Raw genomic sequence first — 24,534 nt, 5'->3', positions numbered from 1 at the left:
CTTTGGCAGTAAACAGCATTTATTGTCAAAACTCAATCGTATTCATAAGAGTCAATAAAAAACTTTAAATTGTATAATTCAAGTACGCAATCGTCTTCTAAATCTTCCCTTTTTAGTTGGTCTATTTCGATAAACGATATATCATTAGCAAAGGATTTTTCGCCGATTAAATGTTCGATATGAACATATAACGCATCTCTAAGTCTAGGGTTGTCTTTGTGAACAATGTAGTTTTTGAGTAACACTTTGATACCTAATTCGTGTGGTTTTCCAGGAACTTCTAATGGGAGAAAATATATTTCACTAATTCGTAAACTGATACCGTAGAATTCTAATGGTTTATCGGTACCGTTCTCGTAGGCATCTATATCTATTTCGGGTTGTAAAAAGGCGGTTATTTTCCAACGTTCGAGTTTTGGGGCGTGAAAAACTAGTAATTCTACTTCTTTGAATAGGTAGGGATTTCCATGAGCTGTTATAATCAGTTCGGATTTCTCTTTTCCAGTTTTAATGATGTAGCCCAAATCTTTGTTGTATTCTTTCATAGCTTGGGTTAGTGTATTTAATTTTTCTAAAGTGACTTCTTTTGGAAGATCACTTAAAAGAAAGAAGGCTAGATTTTCTTTTTCAAATAGTTGCCAGAAGTTTTGGATTGGGTTCATTTTTACTGATTTTTATCTTTTGTCTTGTGCTGTTTTTTCAAATGCTATTAGATTTACCGTCTCTCTTAGTCTGGAACGAACTCGGTTACCGTAATGGGTTTCTATTTCTGATGCTGAAAGATTGGTTGTGATATGTGTTTTTAGTTTTTTTGAAATGAATAAATCATATCGGCTTAATAGTATTTCTGCCATTACATTACATTCGTTGCCGAAGTATTTTAAATTATTTTCTGTTCCTAAATCGTCAAAGCAATAGGTTCTTGGTTCGGAGTGGTAGAGTTTGCCGATACTGTATTTGTGGATTATTTGGTAGCCGTCCTGGATAAATTCAAAGCTGATATCACGACAAGGTTTTACGTAGAACTTATGTTCGGTTGGTGTTAGGTATTTCATGAGGTTCATGAGTGATGTTTTGCCACAGCCGATTGGACCGGTTAAAAGGATGCCTTTTTCTAAATCGATATTGAATTGATAACAGGTTTGTTCATCTTTTAAAAAGTATGCAATTAGTTTATATATTATTTCATGGTCTGATTCCAAAATTTTGAACTTCTTACCATATAACTCAATACCTTTTTTTTCTAACCAAGCAATTATCTCTAAATAACTTAATGTTGTATTCATAACTAATTATTTTTATACCTGACTGCCACTGGCAGTCCTCCTCTTAATATCAAATCTTTTTTTTCGAGCCATTTTATGACTTCTGAATAGCTATAATGGGATTTTATTTCGTTTTCCATAACTAAAAAATTAACTGCAAAGTGCGCAGGAATTGAGATACTGAAACAAGTTCAGTATGACAGTAGTGTTATAAAGGTTCGGCATAGTTTTTATCGGTTACGGTGTTGAGGTGTTTTGGGCGATTTATTGGATTAGTGTCGGTGTTGTGATTGAAATTTGTACTGTTTAGTATCCAATTTTGTGCTGCTGCTTGCCAATCGACCATTGGTGTTTTTCCACCGACTAGCCAACCCACACTGGAGAAATAATTGAAAAACTTTTGGGCTTCTAGTTCCGGGAAGTTGTTTTCTTGGAAATAGGTTTTTACTTCTTCGATTGTTGGCTTCTCGACTGCGCTCGAAGTAACAAAGAACTCTTTACCTCCTGCATACTTATTTTTCTCTATTGGTGTCGGTGAATCCGAAATGGATTTCTTTTTTTCGCGCAACTTTTTTTCTTTCTTTTCTTCAGTTTCATTTTTAAATTCTGAAAAATTATTTTCTTCAATTTTTTTTGATTGCTTTTCCAAGTTTGAAACGTTTTTATCGTTTAAAGTGTTTGTATTGTTTATATAGTTTATAGAAGGTACTACTGCTTGTTCAGTACCTGTTTCACTACTAGTACAAGACTTGTTTAGAGCTTGTCCAATAACAGGTTTAGTAAGTGGTTCATTTTTTGGTTTTCTTTCGGATTTTGGTTGTGGTTTTAAATCTTCTGAAAAGTTGAACATGATGACATGACTGCCTTTAAATGGGTTGTAGGATGGTTCGTAATTGATGTAGCTCAAACTGTGTAAATTCTTCAAGCATTTATGATATGTTGCCTTGGAGCTGATTTTGCTGATTCTCATTACCTCATCACGATTGATGCTGATTGGGTTTTTGAATCGATTGCAATTCCAAAATTGGAACAGGGCCATGTAAAGGCTGACATGGGTTGGATTCAGGGCTTTGTCACTTACTACTTTTTCGAAGAAGCCTGTTAGGTGTTTGATGTAGTTCATTTGGAAGTATTAAGATTTGAGTATTAAGTATTAAGACAAGAACCTGTCCTTCGTCAAGCTCTGGATTTTAGTTCAGGTTGACAAAGTAGTGGTTACTTGAAAAGCGTTGGTATTGCGTTTGTTTTGTTGGTGTTTAGTAGTTTTTCTATATCTGCGTTGTCGTAGTAGAGCGTGCCACCGACTTTAGTGTAGGTTAGGGTTCCGTTGATGCGTAAGTTTTGTAGGGTTCCAGAGGAGATGTTTAATAGTTTGACGACTTCTTTTGATTTAAGCCATTTTTTTGAAATGGCATTATCTTCAGATTTTATAATTTTCTTGATTTCTGTTAAGAGTTCAGTTTTGAATTGTTGGAGATCTTCTTTTGTTAGGATTGCTAGTGTCATACGATTTGATTTTAATTGTTATCATTTGTTTTATGATTACAAAATACCTTCTATTTTATTTCATTTTATCCCAATGCGTTTCGTAGTACCGATAAAATTTAACATTAGAATATGAACAAGTCCCGTAGTTGCTGACTCCATTATTTTGATTTGATAGGATTTGATTTTCATTTTAGAATAGAAATGAAGTGATTCGCTATTCTCAAGGATATTATTAATAAAAAAAAGCAGTAAACCCTAATAAAATGAGGTGTTTACTGCTTTGTGTTTTCGTAGTTACGTGTTTAATTCATATCCTCTCTAGCTATTTTTTGTTGTAAATTAAGAGTTAGTTCTTCCAAGAATTTGGTCTTACTACTTTTACGAGCCTTGATTTCGGAATATGTTTTGTAGATGTTATCCAATTTGATATTGAAAAAATCTTCAAATGATGCTGTAATCAAATTGATGTCGGCTGCTCCATGATTGATTGCTCCATTAGAGAATAACGCATAAATTAATTCGGTTAATGCAGTTTTAGGACCAGTCCAGACGATTACCTTATGTTTTTTTTCTTCAAAAATATCCGCATCATCAACTTTTAAGCGTTTTAAGGCCTGTCGTATGTAATGTATAAACCGATACATTGCCTTTACTTTTGCCCAAAGCATGTCTTGTGACGTTGAAAATTCAGGAAACTGATAATAATCGGTCATTGGTGTGTATGGAAAATTATTCCTGTGGTTTCGGGTAAAAAACTGATGGTCTAAATAACTATATCCCTGCTCCATGTAGTGTACAAAATCGGCATTCTTATAAAAGAACTTATTAATTTTGCGAAGCTCTTTTTGTAAAAATTGCACTTTGTAGGTTGTTCCAGCTTTTGGCATTCTCAATTCACAAGATCTTACTTCGGTAAAGAAAATTAATAAACTCATCGGAATGGGCTTATTGTTTTTAAAGAAATCAATTTCTTCAGGAACCGTATTGAAATCACGTTTGTCCACAATTTCTTTTAAACTGGATAATGTTTGATTACACAATATAATTCCTTTACTGGCTTTGTTTAGCATTGTATCATTTGATTCTAAAATTTCGTTGCAATTTGTATTAAATGATTCAACTGTCTTTTTAAACATCATAAAAAATTAGTTATAAATAGGTTGTGTTTGATTTTTGCCATTTTTTGTTGGTCTGGTTATTTGATCATCTGTCTAAATAGCTATTATTCGATTTTAGTTTTTAAATTTCATTATAAAATTTTATATGTTTTGTATTACATTATTCAATACTCCGTTTCTGACATACTAAATTCCCGAATTGACAAGAAATTCTTTATTTTTCATCAAATTATCCCAAATTGACAAACGAAAAAATTAAAATTGTTTCTATTTTTGTTAAATTCTAACAAACACTTCATAAAAACATGATTGCAGCTCATGACGCTTATGAGAATGAGCACGCCTTATTTTGGGTCGAAAATGGCATTCTCTTTTTTGAATATAAACCTGACATCATTCTTGATTTGCATGTTGCCAAGCGAGTTGTTGCTGACCGTATTCAATTTCAAAATGAAAAATCTTATCCAATAGTTTGTGACATACGAGGAATCATTGATACAGATAAGTCTGGTAGAGATTATTTAGCTCAATCGGGTTCATTATTGACCAAAGCAGTAGGCTTGATAGTACATCAAAAGGTTTCCATTACTATTAGTAATTTTTATTTGCAAATTAGTAAACCTACTGTGCCCACTCAACTTTTTATAAACAAAGAAGATGCTATTAATTATTTAAAGGAATATCTATAACCGAATACAATTTATTATATGGATAAACATCATAATCAAGAACGCATTGTTGCCATACATCAAATGTTGTTTGAAATGGCAAGAGGGAATTTCAGTAATCGTATTCCTTTGAGTTCTTATGATGATGAGTTGGAGACTTTAGTTGTTTTAATCAACATGGTTGCTGAAGAAATGAAAGAATCCATTTTTCATGCTGGCTATGTAAATCCTCACAGTACCTATCGATTTATTACTCAAACTAATTTGGTATTGGATCATTTGTTTGTCGTAAAAAGTTTTAATCCAACTGTACTTACCATTCTAGGTTATGAGAGTTTTGAGTTAATTGGACAATCTATTGAAGCTTTTATAACTACTGACTCCTTTCAAAAACTAAATTTTGTGAAAGAAGCATTTCAAGATGACCTTTCCAATCAAACGATGATTCCTTTGCACTTTTTGACGAAAGAGCAATTAATTATTTCTGCTGATTGTTCCATTACAACCTTATTTAATCGAGATGAAATTATTTTGAGTTTTGTAGTATCAGTTCCGCAAAATGCAAATGTTTCGCTAGAGTTAAATAATACTGAAGAAATAGAAAAGCATCCTAATTCAAGAAAATCGGATGCTCAATTGATACAAAAGGTATATGATTACATCCTTGCCCATTTGGAAGAGCCATTGCCTTCTTTAAAAGAGTTGTCAAAGTATTTTGGCACCAATGAATATAAATTGAAAGATGGTTTCAGACATTTCTTTAAAACCAGTATTTATAAATTTTACACTATTGAACGATTGAAAAGAGCTTTTCTAATGATTCAGCAAACTACCATACCATTAAAAAATATTGCTACGATGAATGGTTTTACAGACTATCCCAATTTTTCCAAATCGTTTAAAAAGCAATTTGAGATTTCTCCGAATGAGGTTGCCCGCATTTCTAAGAAAGACACTTAGGATCTGTAAGGAAATAAACTACCCATTTTGACTGTTTCTTTTATCCTTTTTCTTCGTTAAAATTTTGAACCGTAGCTAAGGCTATGCTTGAAAATTTTGCCTTGAAAAAGAATAAAATAATTGCCTCAAATTTGTGCACTTTATTTCCTTACAGATCCTTATACTACAAATGATTAGTTATCAGTTATTTAATCCTTTTTTGATAAGCAAATCTCCCGATAACACAAGTGTTTTAAATTATTAATTGTGAATTTTACTCTATAAAATTAAAACTATTGAGTAATGCGAATTTCAATTAAAATACAGCGTTTCTTTTTAGAGGCTATTTGTTTCCTTTATATTTTACTCTTTGTATATGCCTCGGTAAGTAAATTGCTAGACTTTGAAAACTTTCAGGTTCAGTTAGGGCAATCACCTTTAATAAGTTCATTTGCAGGTTTCATTTCGTTTTTTATTCCTATCCTAGAGTTACTACTTGCCTTTTTTTTGGTCTTTCCTAAAACAAGAAGGATGAGTTTATATTTGAGCACCTTCTTAATGAGTACTTTTTCGGCTTATATTTTTATAATGATTAATTTTAGTCCAAATGTACCCTGTTCATGCGGTGGAATACTTGAACAGTTAAATTGGAAAGAACATCTTTATTTTAATTTGTTATTTGTGTTTTTGGGTACTGTTGCTCTTTATTTAGAGAATAATGAGATTATAAAACGTACTAATATTAAACTTATCTTCCTATTTCTACTTAGCTTATCGTTAGTTTATGCATTGTTTCATACCTCTGAATGGATGAAGCAAGAACGGAATAATTTCACAAGAAGTTTTCCACATTATCCTATACAATACGTTAGTGAGATGGATTTAAAATTTAACTCTTATTATATAGCGGGTTATGGAAGTGATAAAGTGTATTTAGGCAATCATACAGCACCATTAACTGTAACTGAAATAGACTCTTCGCTAAGTTATAAAAGACAACATTATATAAAATTACCACAAACAGCGCTTACATATAAAAGCCTGACTTTAACTATTGATTCTCCTTACTTTTATGTATGGGATGGAACAGAAGCTTTTGTTTACAGAGGAAGTACTGACGATTGGAAAGCTTCACTTTATATAGACCGTGAAGCCTATTTTACTTCTTTTGTTCCTATTAGTAAAAATAGGGTTTCCATTAGAGCTATCAGTAGTGACACTAATCAAAGTGTGCTTGGCACCTTAGTAGTAGCTGACTCTGTAAAAGTTGCATTAAACCCAGCTATACTTATCAAACAGGTTGATGGTTTATTTGATACAGATGGCACCCATCTTTTCAATAAGCAAAATCATAAAATACTATATACTTATTATTACAGAAACCAATATGCCGTTTGTGATACACTTTTACAAGAACATAAATATGGTAAGACCATAGACACCACAAATAAAGCAAAAATCAAAGTAAAATTTATTAAATCCAAACAAGGTTCAAAACTGAGTGAACCCGTAGTTACTGTAAACAAAAGGACTGCAACCTATGGTAATTATCTTTATATACATGCTGGGCTACTCGGCCGATATGAACCTAAAGAGAATTGGGAACATAATTCAATTATAGATGTTTATGATTTTATGGAAAACACCTATCAATTTAGCTTTTATATTGATAATAAGTACCAAAGTAAATTAAAGGATTTTATGGTATCGGAAGATTTAATTTATACACTAAGCGGTAATTATATTAGAACCTACAGATTTAAAAAAGATTTTTATTAAATCAATTAAAATATACTGCAGTATCGGGGGAAGATCGAAAACCTGTAACAGAGTAGATCATTAATTTAAATTTTTAATTATGAAAAAGTTGTTTTTAAAACCAACAGTTATGTTGGTTGCATTCGGTTTCGCTATTTTCAGTGCTTTTGCTTTCAAACCAGCTGCTGATGAAAGTGCTTTGACTGTTTATCAGGGACACCTTCAGGTGTCTCCGGGAAATTGTGAAAACAAGTTTATTGATTGTCAAGACACCAATAATGGGAAACCATGTTACTTTGGTTCAGTTCAACTAAGAAGAATGAACGCAAGTGGCACTTCATGTCCTACTTTGTTGTGGGAGATTGAACAATAATTTGTTTATACCAAAGCCAAATCTTTATTGGTTTTGGCTTTGGTATTTTAATTTATTTGAGATAATAGTCAAACCATGATTTAATTTTTTGTGTCAAATCATACTGAGCCTTTGGATTGGACAGAATATGGCCTTCATTAGGGTAAACAAGGAGTGTGTTTTTTTTCTCTAATCTTTTGAGAGCCAAATGAAGTTCAACACTTTGACGAAAATCCACTGTACCATCTTCTTTACCTGACCAACTTAGTAAGGGTGTAGTGATTTTTTGAGCATTCATTACAGGTGAGTTATTAATATAGGATTCCAAATTATTAAAAGGATTTGACCCCATCCTGTATTGATGCATTTCAAACTTCCAAAATTTCACTTCGTTTGTTACCTCATTTAAGCTAAGGTAATCGCTAATCATATTGGTTGAGGCTGCACCAGCCACAGCAGCTGCGAAAAATGGAGTTTTAGTGATTAGCAAAGATGTTTCATGACCACCATAAGAATGGCCAATAATCCCCACTCTTTTAAAATCAATATTGGCAGTTTCTAAAGCGCTTTCAACACTTTTCATTACACAATTTAAAATTGATTCTCCAGGATCTCCAATGTTATATTTAATGTCGGGTTGCAATACAAAATATTCATCATTAGTATAATTTGCCAATGGGAAACCAGTGGCATGGTAATTCGTGGGGAAATTGTATTCATACCTATTCTGAGACAATGTTTCGTATATGTAAACAATCATTGGGTATTTCTTAGTGTTATCATACCTCATAGGATAATGTAAAAGTGCATTTAATGATTTTCCATTTGTGCCCTTATACGAGAGTAATTCAACTTTTGGAGTATCGTACTTTGTATACTGTAAATTTGATTTATATAAAATTTTGATTTTTTTTGTTTCTGTATTCAGTTGAATCAATACTGGAGGTTTTTGTTCTGTTTCTTCTTTAATCAATATATTTTTGTTTTGTTCATCTGTTGAACATATCGCCATCTTTCCATTGCTTTTGTATATTAATTGAAGCTCTTTCTTTTTAGTCCATTTGTATAACGACATGGTTTTATCCAGATTGTAAGCCGTTAAATAAATGCCTTTATTGTGATCAATGGATTTATAGGCTATTTCTTCATTTAGAAATTGCTTTTTATTTTTGTGCATTTCATTTACTAATCTAAAGTTAATAAGCGTTTTGTTTGTATTTGTTATTTTGATTTTTTCTTTACCATCATGACTTATCAACCAAAAATTGGAACTTATATTTAAAACACAATACTTACTATCATTAGTCCAACCGTAGCAACTTAGATTTTCATTTTCAGGATATGTATTATCTACAATGAATTTTTCATTAAGGATAAGATTGTGTTTTTTTGAATCGAAATCATACTGATTCCAACCTAGATGATTGAAATAACCAATATATCTACTATTGGGTGATGGCATCAGTTTTCCAACGGCTGTAGATTGTGACTTTAGAAATAATTCATAACTCTCTTTTTTAATATCATATAGGTAATAATCAACCACTGGATTTGCATATTGTAATTGTCCTCTAACAATTGGGTTATATGCTAAAACATACTTTCTATTTGGCAGTATGAAAGTCCTTAAAAGTGAATCTGATACCATTTTTTTCAATACATTATTTTTTAGGTCCCAAGTATACATTTTGGGATTACCAGAACTAGTTTCCAATTCTTTTTGGGATTGGTATTGTAAAGGACTTAAAGATTCCCATACCTCAACTAATGAATCATCGGTTGGCTGTAAGTTTGCTTTTGATTTTGCAAAAACAAAACTCCTGTTTACTTCTGTGGCGGTTAAAACAGGTCTACTTGATAACATTTCAATTTCTAATGAATCGAGTATATTTTCCCTTATTTTTTCACTCTTTTTTGTATTTACATTGAATGAAACTAAAGTGCTTTTTTGTTTTTTCGTTTTTTCAAAATAAAATAAATTTTGATTTGAATAATCCCAACGCAGCTTAGTAGCTTTTTCACTTTTTGTCAAAAATATTGGATTAGTTTCTGCCTTTTTAAGTAGCTCGATACCTTTTGATGAAGACAAAGCCAAATCACCCTTATTGTTGAAAGCTACATCAAGAATATTCAGAAATACTTTTGGATTCGTTTGATTTTTGGCATGCAGATGTAAAATAGAATCTTTAGTAAGCAAAGCTACTCTTTCACTTTTTTCGCAAAATGCAGTTTTTTTGATGTTGTTGAAGCTTCGTTTGCTATTATTGTTTAAGTCTATTACAATTAATTCATCGTTGCTATTGTAAGTAAACCAATTAGCATCGAGTGAAAAGTTTCCATTCTTGCCATTTGGTATTTTATGTAATTGATTATTCGTTGTATTTAATAGCAATAAAGTGTCTTTTCCTGTACTATTAGAAATCCTAAACGACATCCATTTTCCGTTTGATGCTAATTTTTCATCATTTAATTTTACCCACAAATGAAAATCTTGGGCAGGAATTTTTCCTTTTGATTGGGCGTTACTAATTAGGACTGCTAAGAGCAGTCCTAATAATATAAAAATCTTGTTCATATTAATATCCAAGGTTTTGAGGAAGTAGATTTTCATTCAGTAACAATTCATTTTCCGGCAGGGGAAAAACAACATTTGTAGGTCTCCAATTTGGTTTTACGATTGAAAGAATTTCATTTGCTTTACCAGTTCTTTTTAAGTCGAAAAAGCGATGACTCTGTTCCGTAAAAAACTCTAATCTTCTCTCATTGAGAATTGCTTGTAACAAATCTTGTTGAGAAATTTCATTCGTATCTGTTAATCCTGCTCGATTTCGGATTTTGTTTATATCTTCTTTAGCTCCTTCCAAGTCATTCACCATAGCTTTGCATTCTGCTCGGATTAAATGCATTTCAGCAAGCCTGAAAAGAATTGTATATTCTTCGGATATTCCGGTATTGGTTATTTTTTTATATTTATTGGCATGATACCATGTTTCTCCTGAACCTTGAATCTCCTTAATCCATGATGTTCTGCGTAAATCATTTGGTTCAAATGCAGTATATAAATCAGGTGCTAATGTAGATCGAGAAGGAGGACCAGATGCAAAAACAAAACTACGTGCATCTCTTGTGTTTAATCCTGCTATTCCAGGATGTAAAGACCAAATTATTGACGGATTATTTCTTAAAAATTCTTGGTCAATATCTTCTTGCCAACTATAAAGCTGATTTTCTATAACAGCTGATGCATAATCTTGTGCATTCTGCCAATCTTGATTGTATAAATACACTCTAGCCAACAAAGAATTAACTACTGATTTATTGGGTCTTACTCGCTCTGATGTAGGGTAATTATCAGGAATAAGCTCTTTGGCTTCTGTTAAGTCCTGAAGGATGAGGCTGTGAATTTCAGTCTCTGACTTTTTTGAAATGTTCTTATTTATTATATAATCAGTAGAAGTAATGTAGGGAATTTGTCCGTAACTATTAACAAGGTAGAAATGCAGAAAGGCTCTGAGAAATAGTGCTTCGCCTAAAAATCTACTTTTATCTTCCTCTGTTATATTTACTGAATTTACAACCCCTTCCTTAAAAGCATTGATTGCGTAAATATGAGAATAAGTTGTTCGCCAAATAGTATTTATGTACGTGTTGGAAGGAATTAATGTGTGGTTTGAAAACTGTTGCAGTGTAGTGTTTGAACCGAAAAATATTAAATCGTCACTGTAGTTAGCCATTATGACGGTACCTCCGATAGGATTTCCCGTCACGACACCTTCTTCACGTATGCGAGCATATATATCTGCTAAGGCCGATTCTGCTCCTGATTTATTTGTAAATACTTGAGAGGATACGATTTGATTATTTGGAGCATCCACTTCTGTAAAAGAGTCACAAGCTATCAAACATATAAAGGCTGCAGTAATTATCCAGTATTTAATTTGTGTATTGATATTATTCATAATTTAATGGATTAGGTTGATTATAATTTAGAAGCAATCCTTTAAAAAGAAAGTTGCATTCCAAGCGTTAATTGACGTAAAGGAGGTAGAGACACACCTGATTGATTCTCTGGATCTGGTCCTTTGTATTTTGTAAACGTTATTAAGTTCTGACCTTGGAAGTAGATGTTTGCTGAACCTCCTTTTATAACCGATGGAAGTCGATATGTTAGAGCTATTGTTTTTAATCTGATAAAAGACGCATCTGTTATCATAGCATCACTACGCGTAAAATTGCTAAAAGCATTAATTGCTTGAGGGTTATTGCCACTTGTATATTGTTGAATAGTAGCCCCATTTTGAGGAAAACTATTTAATACACTAGTGGGTTGATTTGAAAAAGCACCTGTAATAGGAAATGTTGCCAAAACATCTTGCCCTTTTTGTTTTACAAATTGAAATAAGAAATCAAGTGACCAATTTTTATAGCTCAAATTGTTAGATAGTCCACCAAAATATTTGGGTGTTTTATCAAAAATTATCTGTCTATCTTCGTTGGATGTTATTGCTCCATCGTCATTGAAATCATAAAATGTATAAAGTCCGGTTTCTGAGTCAATCCCTGTTAATTGATACATTTTGCCAATATTTAATGATTCTCCAATGACAAAATTGTTTCGGTAGGTTGACCCTTCGAGACCCGGAAATTTCAATAATTTGTTTCTTAGGAGAGAAATATTTAATGAGGTTGTCCAATTAAAGTTTTTGGATTTTATGTTAACTGAACGAAAATCAAATTCAAATCCTTTATTTTCAACTGTAGCCTCAAGATTTGCCTGAATAGTTGTAAAACCAGTTGTGCCCGGTAAAGGCACTCCTACTAATTGATTTCCCGAAACATTTCGAAAGTAGGCTGATGTTAAGAATACTCTATCTTCGAAAAATCCAAGTTCTAAAGCTGCTTCTATTTTTTTATTTGTTTCCCATCCAAAATTGGGATTGAATAGCCTTGATGGTGCCATACCCGTAATGCCATCATAAATATTAGAAGTAACTGAATACGTGTCAAGAAATTGGTAATCACCTATCTGGTCGTTTCCAGTAGTTCCGAAACTACCTCGGATTTTTCCAAAGCTTATCACTTCATTATTTTCTAAGAACTTTTCTTGAGAGAAAATCCAAGCTGCACCTATTGCACCAAAGTTGGCAAATCTCTTATTGTTTCCGAATCTGCTAGAACCATCTCTTCTAGCTGTAAGGTTTACAATATATTTACCATCCCAATTTAAATTAAACCTACCAAAAGCTGCATTATAACGATATTCAGAACTACTATTGTCTAAAATAGTTAGATATGTAGCTGCCAAAAGATTTTTGATGACTGCATTATTAGGAAAACCGTAGCCGTCTACTGCTAGAGATTCCTGTTTTAAATTTTGAAATGTTGTTCCTAGAAGTACATTGCATGTTGCCTTATTCCAGCTTCCAGACCAGCTTATTTGAGGTTCAAAAATCCAAGATTTTCTTTTGCCATCATTTACTATAAATTGAGAATCGGCACTTGTGACTTCATAAACTGGATTGTACATTGTGCTTGGTCTTATACGGATTTCTGATAAACGCGTGTCTGTAAATCCAAAGCTTGATTTAAAATCTAAACCATACCCAAGCTTATACGATATAAACGTATTGGAAATTAGATTTTGAGTATCTGTTTGATAAGTACCTATTAAATAAGACAATGGGTTTTCAAAAGTTCCTTCTTCCCAATTTAGACTTCCGTCAGCATTGAAAAGTGCCGGAGCATTAGGCGCTAATGTGTAAGCCTGACGCGTTAAATCAGCTCCCGGTAAGTTATTTTTATCATTTGAATAGTCCATTGAAAAGCGAACATTTAATTTTTCATCTTTTGATTGATGTGAAACGGTTGAATGAATAGCAGCTCTCTTATATTTTGCATCTCCAGGAAATACGGTAGTTTCATTTCGTAGTGTGCCTGAAAGGATGTATTGCGTTTCCTGACTTCCACCTGATAGTGACAATTGAAGTGAATTAACCATCGCATCATTTCCAATCAGGGCTTTTTGCCAATCTGTGTACCTTTGCTGATTCCAAGTTCCATTCACATCATAGTCTGTGAACGGATATTCAGTTATACCATCGTTTGAAAATGCCTCTTGACGCATTTTTAGATACTGTTCTGTATTTAATAACTTCATGTGGTTGGTCGTTTTACCCAAACTACTAGAGGCATAGACATCAAAACGTGATTTTCCTGCTTTTCCCTTTTTTGTAGTTATCAAGACGACTCCATTGGCTCCCCTTGAACCATAGATAGCTGTTGCATCTGCATCTTTTAATATTTCAATGCTTTCAATATCAGCAGGGTTTATACTGTTTAATGGATTTGCTTGGTTTTGCAAAACGCCATTATTCAATTCGGCATTTCCCATTGCTTGCGAAGCAAAAGGAACTCCATTAACAATATATAGCGGATCATTTCCTGTTCCTCGAATAGAATTTAAACCCCTTATCTGAATAGCAAAACCACCACCAGGAAGACCAGTTGATTGCGTTATATTAACCCCTGCCATACGTCCTTGCATAGTAGCGAGTACGTTGGTTACTGGTTGGGTTTCGATATCTTTTGCTGTGATGCGGGAAATACTTTCCGTGCGTTCCTTGTCTTTGACGGAATAATACCCTGCATTGAGGACTATTTCTTTGAGTTGTGTGGTGTCTTCTTGCAAGTCTACGTTTATTACTGAACGACTGGCAATGGGTACTTCCTTTGTTTTGTAGCCCATATATGAAAACACTAGTGTATCTGTGGTTCTTGCTGTTATTTGATACTCACCGTTGTAATCGGATAGTGTACCTTTTACTCCTCCTTTTATTATTACGTTGACACCTGGTAAACTGCCACTAGTATCTGTTACGTTTCCTTTTATGGTAGTAGTTTGGGCATGGTTGGTTGTTAGGGCAAACAGGGAGAGGATTACGACTAGTTTGGGCAAAAGTGTGGCTGCCCAAATCTTGAAAAGTTGATTTTTATTCATACTTTTGAATTGGTTTTAATGAAACTTTGGTTTTGTTAGTACTTGCTCTCTAGAATGTTTGATCTCAGGCTAGAGGGCTTTTTATTTGAGTCGAAAGTCGAAAGTTGAAAAGTCGAGAGTCGAACAATGTTTTTTTTATTGCATAGGCATTGGTTTTAAAGGTTAAGGAAAATATGCCGCTCGTGCTTGTTGCAGCCAAGGTTGAGCGACATATTTCCGACTAACTAAAAAATAAAATGATAAGATCCTTATGCGAAACGTTCTGAAAAAAAAGCAGTGCTAAGAAGCTGAGGTATTGTCCAATGATGACTATCCTTTTAAGGAGTTCCTGAATTTTTTGGATGAGGTTCCCGCTTTCGCAGGAATGCATAAAAAAAGCGTGGAACTCAACTTAAACGCTACCAAGGCACTGGTATACCCGCACACGAATAAGAGAGCCCACGCCCAAAGAGAGAGACGTGAGCATCATACTTATCATCTCGCGTGCTAAAAATTACCAGTTTTTGATAACGAGATTCAAAGCGAATGCTTCAATATTTTTGAAGAATCGCAAATTTAATTATTTCGGTGCTAATATAATAAATTATTTTACAATCAGGACTATAGTCCTTAGTTTTTTATTCTTTTTTAGTTTCATTTTGTGTTATGCATGAGTCATTAGATGAAATAGAAAGATTTATTATAAAAAGAATCAAAGAACTAAGAGAAAAGAATGGATTTACTCAAGTTTCTTTGTCTTTAGCTTTGGGGAAGAGTACAACCTTTATCTCAGACATAGAAGCACCTTCAAAAAAAGCTAAGTACAATATCAAACATTTAAATGATATTGCTAAAATATTAGGCTGTTCTCCAAAGGATTTTTGGCCAGATAAACCATTATAAAGAAAATGAAAGATGCTTAGGCATCTTTTTTTATCCCAATTTTAAAACTTGCTTTTATTCAAAATTAAATATCTTTGATATAGTTAATAATCCAGTAACTATAAAAGAAGTTTTTCTTGTTAAACAGTATTTATGAATGAAGAAGATATTAGAGGTAAGCTATTATTACCATACTTACAGGATTTAGGATTTGATGTTTCAGAGATATTTTTAGAGCATGCTTTTAGCATACGACTTGGAAAGAAAAAGCATGTTACAGGAAGAGCAGATATACTTTGTAAAAAAAATGATAAAAATCTATTTGTAATTGAACTAAAAAATGATTCAATTGAAATTACCCAGAATGATATAGATCAAGGAATTTCATATGCTAGATTATTACTAGATGATATAGCGCCATTTACAATAGTTAGCAATGGAAAAACAACTAGGATTTTTGATTCGATTACTAGAAAAGAATTAACTGGAAACATCTCTGGTCAGTCTGTTTTTTTGACAAATGGTTATAATTTATCTACAGATGAAGATCTTAGGATTAGATATGAAGCCCTAAAGAATTTTATTTCGTTATCAACCGAAAATTTAAAAACCTTTTGCGAATTCCAAGTCTATGATAGAATGGGTTCAATCATTGGTGATATAAATAGCCCCTATTCTAAATTTGTCAAAGAACTTTACGTTCAGCGCGAGGAGTTACAAATTACATTTGGAAACTTTTTATATTCTCCTGAATCAATATTTGGGTTAGTGGGTAATGCTGGGGTTGGCAAAACGAATACTATTTGTTCATTAGCTCTTCGAAACTTAGAAGATAAGTTTGTTTTATTCTATAATGCTGCAATTATAAAATCCCCTTTGGAATGCATTTCACAAGATTTAAATATTACTTTTTCCAATAGAAGTGAATCTGATGTAGTCCTTAAAAAACTGGATGAAATTGGAAGATTTGCTAACAAAAATGTTCTCGTATTTATTGATGCAATAGATGAAAGTACAAATCCTGATATTGCAGTGGAACTAAGTGAAATTGCTTTGATTGCTAAAAATCTTGATAAAATAAAAATTATTATTAGCTGCAAATCAAATATTTGGAACGATATTTTAAAAATAAAAAATAAGCCAACTTATCTTTATGAAGAGTTAAATAAATACCATAATAAAATAAGTGATTTGGATAATAGTCCAGGTTTTCAACTAAAGGATTTTTCAGCTAAAGAACTAACAGAGATAATTCCACTATATCAAAAAGCATTTGGCTTTAAAGGAGTTATCTCAAATTCTTTGCTTAAGGAATTAAAAAACGGATTTTTTTTGAAAATTTTTAGTGAGGTATATTGCAATAAAAATATACCTGAAAAAATTAGTGATAAAGACCTAATAAACAAATATTTAAACCGATCACTAAATGAAACAAATATTGGTTACATCTCTGGCTTGAGAACACTTTCAGCTATTGGAAAAATAATTCTTAACTATAAATACGATTCGTGGGCAGCATATAAGGACGAAGGTTTAGATGTGAACCATCTTCTTGAAAAATTAGATTTCTCACTTGATGACAATATTCCTGAAGATTTATTTAGCAGAAACATTCTTATCAAGTCTAATAAGGAAGATTCATATAACGTTTCGTTCTACTATTCAAAAATTCGTGATTATATAATTTGTTTTTATTCGTATAAATTGGATAAACTATCTGATGACGAATTCTATAATACACTATTCGATTTCTATCAAAACCATATTGGTAAAAGTGCTTTGGATTTTTATATCGAAAACGCAAGCTCTTCTCATCTAAGAGCCTTAGTAAAATTTAAACAAGATAAATCATTGGAATACGTGATAAGCCATAATTCCTATCTGGATGAAAATTTTAAAAATTTTAAAGATAAGTTTGACCCTAACACACATGGCGATATTGGAATAATGTTACCAAATGATTTAATCAAAAATGATGGTTATGCACTCTTTCGTATGGCTCCGAATTCAACTCAAAAGATTGCTTACTCAAATTTAGACGATTTTTCAAACAGTGGCTACGATTTTTGGTGGGAAAAAGGAATCAAAACTGTACATGGTAGTAATACATCATTACTTGTCAAAGACCAAAACAGAATTGTTAAGAAGAATATATTCGAACAACTGAAGAAAATACTTGAAAAAGGTAGACTTACCGCTTACAATTCTGACGTTCTATTGATGGAAGAAGTTGCAGTAATTCTTTACTGCTATTATAAAAGGTTATATTTTGAGAATAAAATTGAAGAGTTTTATATGCCAAGATTCAAAGAGATTTATCCAATAGATTTGAAAGACCTACAGCATCGGATAAATAGATTTCGACTGACCGAATTTTACAAATACAAAAATTTGAATCGTGCAGTAATGGAGGAAACAATTGAAAAAGCATTGCTAGAGAATGTTGATATCCCAAAAATTACAGGAAGTGGGGATGTTGTTCCTTTTGAAGAATTATTTAAAGTTACACAAGTATTGCTTGAAAAAGGCTATAATCAAATTCTTGAACATTATTTACCGCTACCAGATGTATCAATCGATCGAGCTAAAGAGTTCTATGAGCAAAACAGAAAAGACAATTGGAATTATGTTAGGATAGCTCAGTTTAGTGAAGTTCAGGCAAAACAGTATGTTTCAGAGTTTTTTAGGCATTTAGAACTGGCTTACAAAGACTTTGTCGAGTATTGTTTCCCCACTTATAAAGACGAATTCGATTTTTACACAACAATTCCTCATGAATATTTCTTTTATATGAAAGATGACGATATTCTCAAATGGGGAAGTTTTGGATATCGTCCGTCCCCTAATGGTAAATTTGAAATTAATTTTAAGGATAGTAATGAATCTGACGAAGCTTTTAAAAGTATTGGGCTAAAAAGCTTGAGAAGCTTTTCGTTAGACTTTATTTTGCGTATTCGTGACAACCATCGTTATCCTATAAAAACTGTTGATCGAATAAACACAGAAAAAGTTGATGAGTACTGCGTTATTAGAAATTGGGTTTATAAACTTCTTGAAAACGATATGAGGGAACTATTTAAAGAAAATGAGGATTAATTTTAAATTAAATATTGCCTAAATATGATAAACACCATACTAATTTAACATCCTTACGAATTATAAATTGAATGATACAAAAACTAAAACCTTAAATAAAAAAACATCAGTATATCCTTAGGAGTCACAAAACGTGCAATAGGATTTTTATATTATGACTAAGAAAACCATTTAACACTTCGGCTGATTATTAGCAATAATAATCACAAACTTTCACTTAAAATGAATCAATATATCAAAGACACAGAATTTGCTTCACAAAGTTTAATTAATATAATTTATCAAGAAGAATCACATCTGACCGAATTAACAGAAAAATTTGATTATTTAAAAAGACATTTCGATCACTTACAATGGGATTTTTCTAGTGCTGAAAAAAGTGATGACTATGATGATTTGCAAGTACAATCTAAATTCATCAAAATGGCTAAATTCAGTGAAGAAAATAACTTAAAAAGCAGAAAATTGGAATTAGATGAAATAGAAAAATCTATTGACGCTAAAAAAAATTCCATAAACTCATTAGCTATGAGTTTACTGCAAATTGCTAAGCAAGGAATTTCCACAGAACATACCAATTTAATTAATTGCCCAATTGGACGAAATTTAGGTTCCGAGACTTTAAAAAACATAATTTGGCAATCTAGAAACCAAGCTCTACATTGTGAGGAGGGAAATCCAGGAAATCCTGTAAAAAATTGCTTTATTAATTTGACAACTGATTTTGGAGATGAATATGATTTGACAACTGATTATTTTTTGAATAGAGCTAAAAAAATTGTTGACTTATTAGAATGGAAAGATTATGCAAACTATGAAAATGATATGATTGCGTTGATAGGATAGGTTACTACTGCTAACAGCTAAGTGATTCGTTGTGGGAGAAGCACCAACAACTCAATCGCGGCAGAAAGGAATAGTTCTAATTCGGTCTTATGATGTTATCATAAAATTATGATGAAGATTCTAAGAGGATTTGATGTCCTCTTTTTTATACTTGTCTATTTGGGATTACAAGTTGTCAATTCGGGAGTATTGGTGCTTAGTATTAAATAGTAGTACTCTTACTGTTTTATCTTTGAGAGATGGAATGGTATGAGATAATAGGTTTAGTTGTATGTAGTATAATTGGATTATTTATCCGAGACTATGTTTATAAGAATAAATATAAATGGCGAAATGATAGTTGGAAGAATAGGAAGAAATAGAGATGCTAAGGCATCTTTTTTTGTGGGTTGCTGTTAGGAATTTGTTGTAGAATAGCTGTATAGGTCGTTGTAGTAGTATGAAAAGTTGCAATTAATAGAAGACTTGTTTAATGATTTGTAAGAAAAAATAAATATATTTGATAAGCAATAAAGTTTGACTACTATAGGATCTATCCATCTGCAATTGGAGTGATAGGTCTGCTTTTATGAGACCTATATACTAGTTGTGTGAGATTTTTGAAAAACGAATCAAAAAAAAATGAAATATGCAAATATGCTATAATTGTGGAAATGAATTCCCTGAAGAAAAAATAACACGAGAACACATACCTGCACAAAATTTATTTGTAGGTTATGGTAATGAATATAAAGTAAACAGATTAGTTGTGCCAGCTTGTTTCGAGTGTAATAATAAATATTCTCAAATTGATCAGGAAATTAGAGATGCAATTGGAATAATGAATAATAATGATGATAATCAAATTGAATTGACAAGAAAGTCTGTAAAATCAATTATGCGTCGAAAAAATTGGGCAGATAGATTGTTTTTTTCAGAAGGTAAAGTTTTAGCAGTTGATTTTAGTTATAATGAATTTAAACAATTGCATATAAAAAATTTCAAAGGTGTATTTTATGACAAATATAAAAGACCATTGCCAAAAGATTTTGAAGTCGAAATAATTGCAGAAGGTGATGAAGAAGATGAAAAACTTATGGGAATTGGTAAATTATTTTATGATTATGTAATCGAGGGCAATAATTTTTTAGTTTCAGGTCACGAAGACATTTTTATGTATAATATAAAAACGATGAACCCTACTGAAACAGAATATGTTGTCGATAGTGATGATATAGAAAATGCACTTTGTATTATCGGAGTATTTGTTTATCATAAGAACTTATGCTCAATTGTAATTGCTGCAAAAAAAGAGTTTTTAGAGGGGATTAAACAAAAGAAGAAGGAATAAAACCTCACACAACCACCTACCCAAAAGTGGCGCTTCAGTGGTTAAATCAAGCTTTGTGCTTCTATCAAAGTTTCTGCTTGGTTGACAGTGAAGTGCTTCTACATAGCCACCTTCGAGTATCTGCAAAACGATACTACTTTACTGTATGATACTATCATACTTTTTGAGGGATGGAATGTATGAGAAACAGGTTTAGTCGTAGCTAGTGTAATTGGATTGTTTATACGAGACTATGTTTATAAGAAAAAATATAAATGGCGGAATGATAGTTGGAAGAATAGGAAGAAATAGAGATGCTAAGGCATCTTTTTTTGTGGTTTGCTGTTAGGAATTTGTTGTAGAACAGATGTATAGGTCGTTATATTAGTATGAGAAGATGTAATTAATAGAAGGCTTGTTTGATGATTTGTAAGAAAAAATAAATATATTTGATAACAATAGTAAAGCGAGACAAACCTTCTCCAATCTAGATATATTTGGATGTATATGCGAAGGTTTGTTTCGTCTATATGCAAGTTAGCGGTAATTATCCCGAACACTATCATCAAAAGAATTAAAATGTCTCAAAACGAAATTATAACATTGACTTTTTCTGGAATTGCTATTCTAGTTTCTTTAATAACTTCATATTATCAGTTTTTTTGGAAACAAACAAAAGCTAATTTCAGGTTAGTCTGGATTCAAAATAATGACGGACAATTTGATAGAAAATATTGTTATGTAATCAGTAATCCCGGCAATCAAGAATTACTTTTAAATTCAATTCATTTGTTAACTGGTAATTCAGATAAAGGAATGGCTTCAGAATCATATGGTGGGCATGATATTGAATCCACTGATTACCCAAAAGTTATAAAAGTTGGTGAAATAGCACCTATTAATATATGCATTAATTCAAACGTCTATGGAAAATTAAACGAGTGCAATAAAAAAGTATTCATAATGTTTGAGTTCGTTTCTGTTAATGGAAGAAAAAAAGAGTTTTTACACGATATAACAGCTATTGGGGAAAATCACAGTAAAAAAGAAATAAAAGTTTGGGAATCAAATTTGCTAAAAGGATTTAAAGATTAATAATAACTTCAGACATATGGAAATTCTAAAATATACATTTTTTGTATTTCTGACATTTCAGATATCTTATGGACAAAGCAAAGAAACTATTCCAAAAGGTTTTACCAAAGTGGAAGGTTTAGAATATAGTGGACATATAACTTTCTATTTTGAAAAAAAAACTCAAACAATACTTGCCTTTCAAAATAAAAAAGCAAAATGGAATGCAACTGTTATGAAAACTTGTGGAAAACCATCGGTTGGAAAATCTGAAATAAGAGAGATTCGAATCGAAAAAGAGCATCTAAAAATAGTTTACGGAAAACATAGTTTTGCAAAAATTTTAATTGAAACAGGCAAAATAATTTGTGAAGGATCAGATTAAGCAACTACCGCTAACAGGTACTACAACAGATTTGGGCAATAGGCTTAATGGAAAAATGGTTTTGTATTTGGGAAGATTTGGCAAATCCGAATAATGGGCTTAATTTAATCCGAAACACGCTGTAGTACCAGAACGTTGTAAAACATTTAAGAAAAACCGAACTAAATAAAACCTTTAGAAAATAGTTGAATGACAGATAAAATAGAAAAACTTTTTAAATTCATTTCTAATAATAGAAAATATAACAAAGCTTTACAAGAAAAATATTATCGCTCAATTATTTTACCGTATAAGAATGAAAAAGAAAAAATAATTTCTTTATTATACCACATTGCAAACACTCAAAGCCAACCCAAAATTGACAAACTTTCTGAATTTTATAGATCAATAATTACTGAAGATAATTCTTTGAAGTCTTTTCAAGAATTCATCGAGAAAATTAATCCAAATGGAAAAAGTAATTTTGAAAGCGTTTATAAAGGAATGCTAAATCAAAAAGGATGGGGACCAAAAACGTCTGCATTAATTTCTAAAAGTATATTCCACTTACATAACGGAAAGTATTCAGAGAATTTAAAAATTTGGAATGATGTTCCTAAATTAATTGATGAAAATGATAGTTTTTATCTTCCCGTTGATGCCGTAATAATTGCAATTTTCAAAAAGTTAGATAATTCGATAAAATGGGATTTTAACAAAATAAACAAAACATTAGAAACAAAATATAAAGGACAACAAATTGAAGTTTGGGATGACTTATGGTTTTGGGGTTTTATTACGCAAAATGGTTCAGGCGACAATAGAGCATTTGAATGGAATGAAAACAAATATTGGGTATTAAAAGAAAGCGACAAAGACAAAATGAAAATAGAAGAAATAAAAAATAAATGTCAGGAGTTTTTAGAAATCTTTAATTAACAAAAATTAAGAATAAATATAAATGGCGGAATGATAGTTGGAAGAATAGGAAGAAATAGAGATGCTTTGGCATCTCTATTTGTGGGTTGCTGTTAGGAATTTGTTGTAGAACAGCTGTATAGATCGTTGTTTTAGTATGAAAAGTTGTAATTAATAGAAGGCTTGTTTGATGATTTGTAAGAAAAAATAAATATATTTGATAATAATAATAAAGCGAAACAAACCTTCGCCAATCTAGATTATTTGGAGGTATATGCGAAGGTTTGTCTCACATATATACAAGTTACTGGCTATTTTAAGACGACAGCAAAACAATGAATTTAACAGTAGAATATAAAGACACCGCAGGGACAATTACTAATCAAACTCACAACTTGACACGAATTGCTTTTGCAAAACATTTAGCAATTGCTGGACAAGGTTTTGCCCCACGACCGCAAAAACTTATTCGGACACTTTCAATGTTTTTTCATTACAGCTATTATGTGCAAAGACAAGCATTTAATAACAATAGGTTTTCGGAACCTCCAATTCAACTTTCCGACCCAACTGAAAAAGGACAGTTTTCAAATCTTGCAGGTAAAGCAATCGCTGACTATTTATCTAAACGAATTGACCAAAGTATTTTTAATGTAAACTATGAAGCCGCAATGAGATTAAGGAATATGCCACTGAATGTTGGACGACCTGACTTACTTGCATACAAGCAAAATTCAATGTTTGCTATTGAAGCAAAGGGTTACTCTGGTGGACACGGTAATATGACAACTCACAAAGCACAATCTCAAACAGGCGGAATTCCAGTTAATTTTTCTGTTGCTTGTGTTTCTTATAACCTTTACAATAATGTTCAATGTAAATATCACGACCCATATAATGACAATGTCCCTTATGACAATGAATTATTAAAAAAGCTAACTCGACAGTATTACAGTGGACTTTCAGAATTTTTAAACGAAAAATATTTCAACTATAAAGAAATAGAAATTCAAGGCGAAAAATTTTATGAAGTTGAGTTATCGTATAAACCTTTTGAGAAATTATTCCCTGACGAATTTCCGTTCAGACATTTTTGGCATTTTGAAATTCTTGAGTTTTATAGACCAAGATTAATTCTACCAATTTCAATAAGAGATTATGCGGAAGACGGTATTACAAATGAAATTAAACCATTCATTTTTGACACGAATAAGGAACAAGAAAAGAACTTGTATATAGACAATGACAGAATTGGTTTGCAAATTAGACGATAGAAAAACGGCTGGTAACAGCACCTACCCAAAAGTGGCGGTTCAGTGGTTAAATCAAGCTTTGTGCTTCGTGTCAAGTTTTGTAGGGGCTGACAGTTTAATGCTAGATAATCGGTTTAGACGTAGCTAGTGTAATAGGATTGTTTATCCGAGACTATGTTTATAAGAATAAGGTATAAATGAGGGAATGATAGTTGGAAGAATAGGAAG

20 protein-coding genes are annotated in these 24,534 nt (G+C 31.9%); 12 read left to right on the top strand and 8 right to left on the bottom strand.

The window, feature by feature from the left end:
• Positions 1 to 32 precede the first annotated feature (32 nt).
• From CJ739_RS18255 to CJ739_RS18235, 5 genes are all read right to left on the bottom strand, one after another.
• Positions 33 to 662 carry a hypothetical protein gene (locus CJ739_RS18255; RefSeq protein WP_117177930.1) on the bottom strand — a complete coding sequence of 210 codons (630 nt, stop codon included), beginning with the start codon at positions 660 to 662 and terminating at the stop codon, positions 33 to 35.
• A 12-nt stretch (positions 663 to 674) separates the two neighbouring features.
• On the bottom strand, positions 675 to 1,286 hold the full coding sequence (locus CJ739_RS18250; RefSeq protein ID WP_117177928.1) for a P-loop NTPase family protein: 612 nt from the start codon (positions 1,284 to 1,286) through the stop codon (positions 675 to 677).
• Positions 1,287 to 1,473: 187 nt separating this feature from the next.
• Positions 1,474 to 2,388 (bottom strand): transcriptional regulator, encoded by a 915-nt coding sequence (locus tag CJ739_RS18245; protein WP_117177926.1) that lies wholly within the window; start codon positions 2,386 to 2,388, stop codon positions 1,474 to 1,476.
• A gap of 92 nt (positions 2,389 to 2,480) precedes the next feature.
• On the bottom strand, positions 2,481 to 2,771 hold the full coding sequence (locus CJ739_RS18240) for a helix-turn-helix domain-containing protein (protein WP_117177924.1): 291 nt from the start codon (positions 2,769 to 2,771) through the stop codon (positions 2,481 to 2,483).
• 284 nt (positions 2,772 to 3,055) lie between these two features.
• Entirely contained in the window at positions 3,056 to 3,892 is an 837-nt protein-coding gene (locus CJ739_RS18235; RefSeq protein ID WP_335645411.1) for an RteC domain-containing protein, read from the bottom strand.
• 284 nt (positions 3,893 to 4,176) lie between these two features.
• Between CJ739_RS18235 and CJ739_RS18230 the strand changes: the two genes are divergently transcribed.
• From CJ739_RS18230 to CJ739_RS18215, 4 genes are all read left to right on the top strand, one after another.
• Positions 4,177 to 4,560 (top strand): DUF7793 family protein, encoded by a 384-nt coding sequence (locus tag CJ739_RS18230; RefSeq protein ID WP_117177920.1) that lies wholly within the window; start codon positions 4,177 to 4,179, stop codon positions 4,558 to 4,560.
• Positions 4,561 to 4,578: 18 nt separating this feature from the next.
• Positions 4,579 to 5,499: a helix-turn-helix domain-containing protein gene (locus tag CJ739_RS18225; protein ID WP_117177918.1), complete on the top strand. Its 921-nt coding sequence runs from the start codon at positions 4,579 to 4,581 to the stop codon at positions 5,497 to 5,499.
• Between the two features lie 282 nt (positions 5,500 to 5,781).
• A complete protein-coding gene (locus CJ739_RS18220; protein WP_117177916.1) occupies positions 5,782 to 7,257 on the top strand; it encodes a MauE/DoxX family redox-associated membrane protein in 1,476 nt (491 codons plus the stop codon).
• Between the two features lie 79 nt (positions 7,258 to 7,336).
• On the top strand, positions 7,337 to 7,609 hold the full coding sequence (locus CJ739_RS18215) for a hypothetical protein (protein ID WP_117177914.1): 273 nt from the start codon (positions 7,337 to 7,339) through the stop codon (positions 7,607 to 7,609).
• Positions 7,610 to 7,661: 52 nt separating this feature from the next.
• Here CJ739_RS18215 and CJ739_RS18210 read toward each other — a convergent pair whose 3' ends face one another.
• The 3 genes from CJ739_RS18210 to CJ739_RS18200 are packed head-to-tail and all read right to left on the bottom strand — an operon-like array spanning position 7,662 to position 14,585.
• The gene (locus tag CJ739_RS18210; RefSeq protein ID WP_162880262.1) at positions 7,662 to 10,163 is read right to left on the bottom strand and encodes an alpha/beta hydrolase family protein; all 2,502 of its coding nucleotides are present in this window, start codon (positions 10,161 to 10,163) and stop codon (positions 7,662 to 7,664) included.
• A gap of 1 nt (position 10,164) precedes the next feature.
• The gene (locus tag CJ739_RS18205) at positions 10,165 to 11,547 is read right to left on the bottom strand and encodes a RagB/SusD family nutrient uptake outer membrane protein (RefSeq protein WP_117177910.1); all 1,383 of its coding nucleotides are present in this window, start codon (positions 11,545 to 11,547) and stop codon (positions 10,165 to 10,167) included.
• 41 nt (positions 11,548 to 11,588) lie between these two features.
• Positions 11,589 to 14,585, bottom strand: coding sequence for a SusC/RagA family TonB-linked outer membrane protein (locus CJ739_RS18200; protein WP_117177908.1), 2,997 nt, complete (start codon positions 14,583 to 14,585; stop codon positions 11,589 to 11,591).
• A 645-nt stretch (positions 14,586 to 15,230) separates the two neighbouring features.
• On the opposite strand from CJ739_RS18200, the gene CJ739_RS18195 reads away from it, so the two are divergent.
• The 8 genes from CJ739_RS18195 (at position 15,231) to CJ739_RS18160 (ending at position 24,327) form a co-directional block, all read left to right on the top strand.
• A complete protein-coding gene (locus CJ739_RS18195; RefSeq protein WP_117177906.1) occupies positions 15,231 to 15,467 on the top strand; it encodes a helix-turn-helix domain-containing protein in 237 nt (78 codons plus the stop codon).
• A gap of 132 nt (positions 15,468 to 15,599) precedes the next feature.
• Positions 15,600 to 18,542 (top strand): type I restriction endonuclease, encoded by a 2,943-nt coding sequence (locus CJ739_RS18190; RefSeq protein ID WP_117177904.1) that lies wholly within the window; start codon positions 15,600 to 15,602, stop codon positions 18,540 to 18,542.
• Positions 18,543 to 18,764: 222 nt separating this feature from the next.
• Positions 18,765 to 19,388: a hypothetical protein gene (locus CJ739_RS18185; RefSeq protein WP_117177902.1), complete on the top strand. Its 624-nt coding sequence runs from the start codon at positions 18,765 to 18,767 to the stop codon at positions 19,386 to 19,388.
• Positions 19,389 to 20,016: 628 nt separating this feature from the next.
• A complete protein-coding gene (locus tag CJ739_RS18180; RefSeq protein WP_117177900.1) occupies positions 20,017 to 20,718 on the top strand; it encodes an HNH endonuclease in 702 nt (233 codons plus the stop codon).
• A gap of 558 nt (positions 20,719 to 21,276) precedes the next feature.
• The gene (locus tag CJ739_RS18175; RefSeq protein ID WP_117177898.1) at positions 21,277 to 21,792 is read left to right on the top strand and encodes a hypothetical protein; all 516 of its coding nucleotides are present in this window, start codon (positions 21,277 to 21,279) and stop codon (positions 21,790 to 21,792) included.
• A 16-nt stretch (positions 21,793 to 21,808) separates the two neighbouring features.
• Positions 21,809 to 22,156: a hypothetical protein gene (locus CJ739_RS18170; RefSeq protein ID WP_117177896.1), complete on the top strand. Its 348-nt coding sequence runs from the start codon at positions 21,809 to 21,811 to the stop codon at positions 22,154 to 22,156.
• 189 nt (positions 22,157 to 22,345) lie between these two features.
• Positions 22,346 to 23,074 (top strand): hypothetical protein, encoded by a 729-nt coding sequence (locus CJ739_RS18165; protein WP_117177894.1) that lies wholly within the window; start codon positions 22,346 to 22,348, stop codon positions 23,072 to 23,074.
• A 314-nt stretch (positions 23,075 to 23,388) separates the two neighbouring features.
• Complete coding sequence (locus CJ739_RS18160) at positions 23,389 to 24,327, top strand: hypothetical protein (protein WP_117177892.1); 939 nt, start codon at positions 23,389 to 23,391, stop codon at positions 24,325 to 24,327.
• Positions 24,328 to 24,534: the final 207 nt, after the last annotated feature.

It is taken from the genome of Mariniflexile sp. TRM1-10, assembly GCF_003425985.1.
In the GTDB taxonomy this organism is placed as follows: Bacteria; Bacteroidota; Bacteroidia; order Flavobacteriales; family Flavobacteriaceae; genus Mariniflexile.
Note: the sequence above shows the minus strand (reverse complement) of the source record. Positions and strands in the feature narration are given on the sequence as shown.

What these genes read in the sequence shown, in the direction of transcription:
- CJ739_RS18255 (WP_117177930.1), bottom strand. Translation starts at nt 662, where the DNA reads ATGAACCCAATCCAAAACTTCTGGCAACTATTTGAAAAAGAAAATCTA.
- CJ739_RS18250 (WP_117177928.1), bottom strand. Translation starts at nt 1,286, where the DNA reads ATGAATACAACATTAAGTTATTTAGAGATAATTGCTTGGTTAGAAAAA.
- CJ739_RS18245 (WP_117177926.1), bottom strand. Translation starts at nt 2,388, where the DNA reads ATGAACTACATCAAACACCTAACAGGCTTCTTCGAAAAAGTAGTAAGT.
- CJ739_RS18240 (WP_117177924.1), bottom strand. Translation starts at nt 2,771, where the DNA reads ATGACACTAGCAATCCTAACAAAAGAAGATCTCCAACAATTCAAAACT.
- CJ739_RS18235 (WP_335645411.1), bottom strand. Translation starts at nt 3,892, where the DNA reads ATGATGTTTAAAAAGACAGTTGAATCATTTAATACAAATTGCAACGAA.
- CJ739_RS18230 (WP_117177920.1), top strand. Translation starts at nt 4,177, where the DNA reads ATGATTGCAGCTCATGACGCTTATGAGAATGAGCACGCCTTATTTTGG.
- CJ739_RS18225 (WP_117177918.1), top strand. Translation starts at nt 4,579, where the DNA reads ATGGATAAACATCATAATCAAGAACGCATTGTTGCCATACATCAAATG.
- CJ739_RS18220 (WP_117177916.1), top strand. Translation starts at nt 5,782, where the DNA reads ATGCGAATTTCAATTAAAATACAGCGTTTCTTTTTAGAGGCTATTTGT.
- CJ739_RS18215 (WP_117177914.1), top strand. Translation starts at nt 7,337, where the DNA reads ATGAAAAAGTTGTTTTTAAAACCAACAGTTATGTTGGTTGCATTCGGT.
- CJ739_RS18210 (WP_162880262.1), bottom strand. Translation starts at nt 10,163, where the DNA reads ATGAACAAGATTTTTATATTATTAGGACTGCTCTTAGCAGTCCTAATT.
- CJ739_RS18205 (WP_117177910.1), bottom strand. Translation starts at nt 11,547, where the DNA reads ATGAATAATATCAATACACAAATTAAATACTGGATAATTACTGCAGCC.
- CJ739_RS18200 (WP_117177908.1), bottom strand. Translation starts at nt 14,585, where the DNA reads ATGAATAAAAATCAACTTTTCAAGATTTGGGCAGCCACACTTTTGCCC.
- CJ739_RS18195 (WP_117177906.1), top strand. Translation starts at nt 15,231, where the DNA reads ATGCATGAGTCATTAGATGAAATAGAAAGATTTATTATAAAAAGAATC.
- CJ739_RS18190 (WP_117177904.1), top strand. Translation starts at nt 15,600, where the DNA reads ATGAATGAAGAAGATATTAGAGGTAAGCTATTATTACCATACTTACAG.
- CJ739_RS18185 (WP_117177902.1), top strand. Translation starts at nt 18,765, where the DNA reads ATGAATCAATATATCAAAGACACAGAATTTGCTTCACAAAGTTTAATT.
- CJ739_RS18180 (WP_117177900.1), top strand. Translation starts at nt 20,017, where the DNA reads ATGCAAATATGCTATAATTGTGGAAATGAATTCCCTGAAGAAAAAATA.
- CJ739_RS18175 (WP_117177898.1), top strand. Translation starts at nt 21,277, where the DNA reads ATGTCTCAAAACGAAATTATAACATTGACTTTTTCTGGAATTGCTATT.
- CJ739_RS18170 (WP_117177896.1), top strand. Translation starts at nt 21,809, where the DNA reads ATGGAAATTCTAAAATATACATTTTTTGTATTTCTGACATTTCAGATA.
- CJ739_RS18165 (WP_117177894.1), top strand. Translation starts at nt 22,346, where the DNA reads ATGACAGATAAAATAGAAAAACTTTTTAAATTCATTTCTAATAATAGA.
- CJ739_RS18160 (WP_117177892.1), top strand. Translation starts at nt 23,389, where the DNA reads ATGAATTTAACAGTAGAATATAAAGACACCGCAGGGACAATTACTAAT.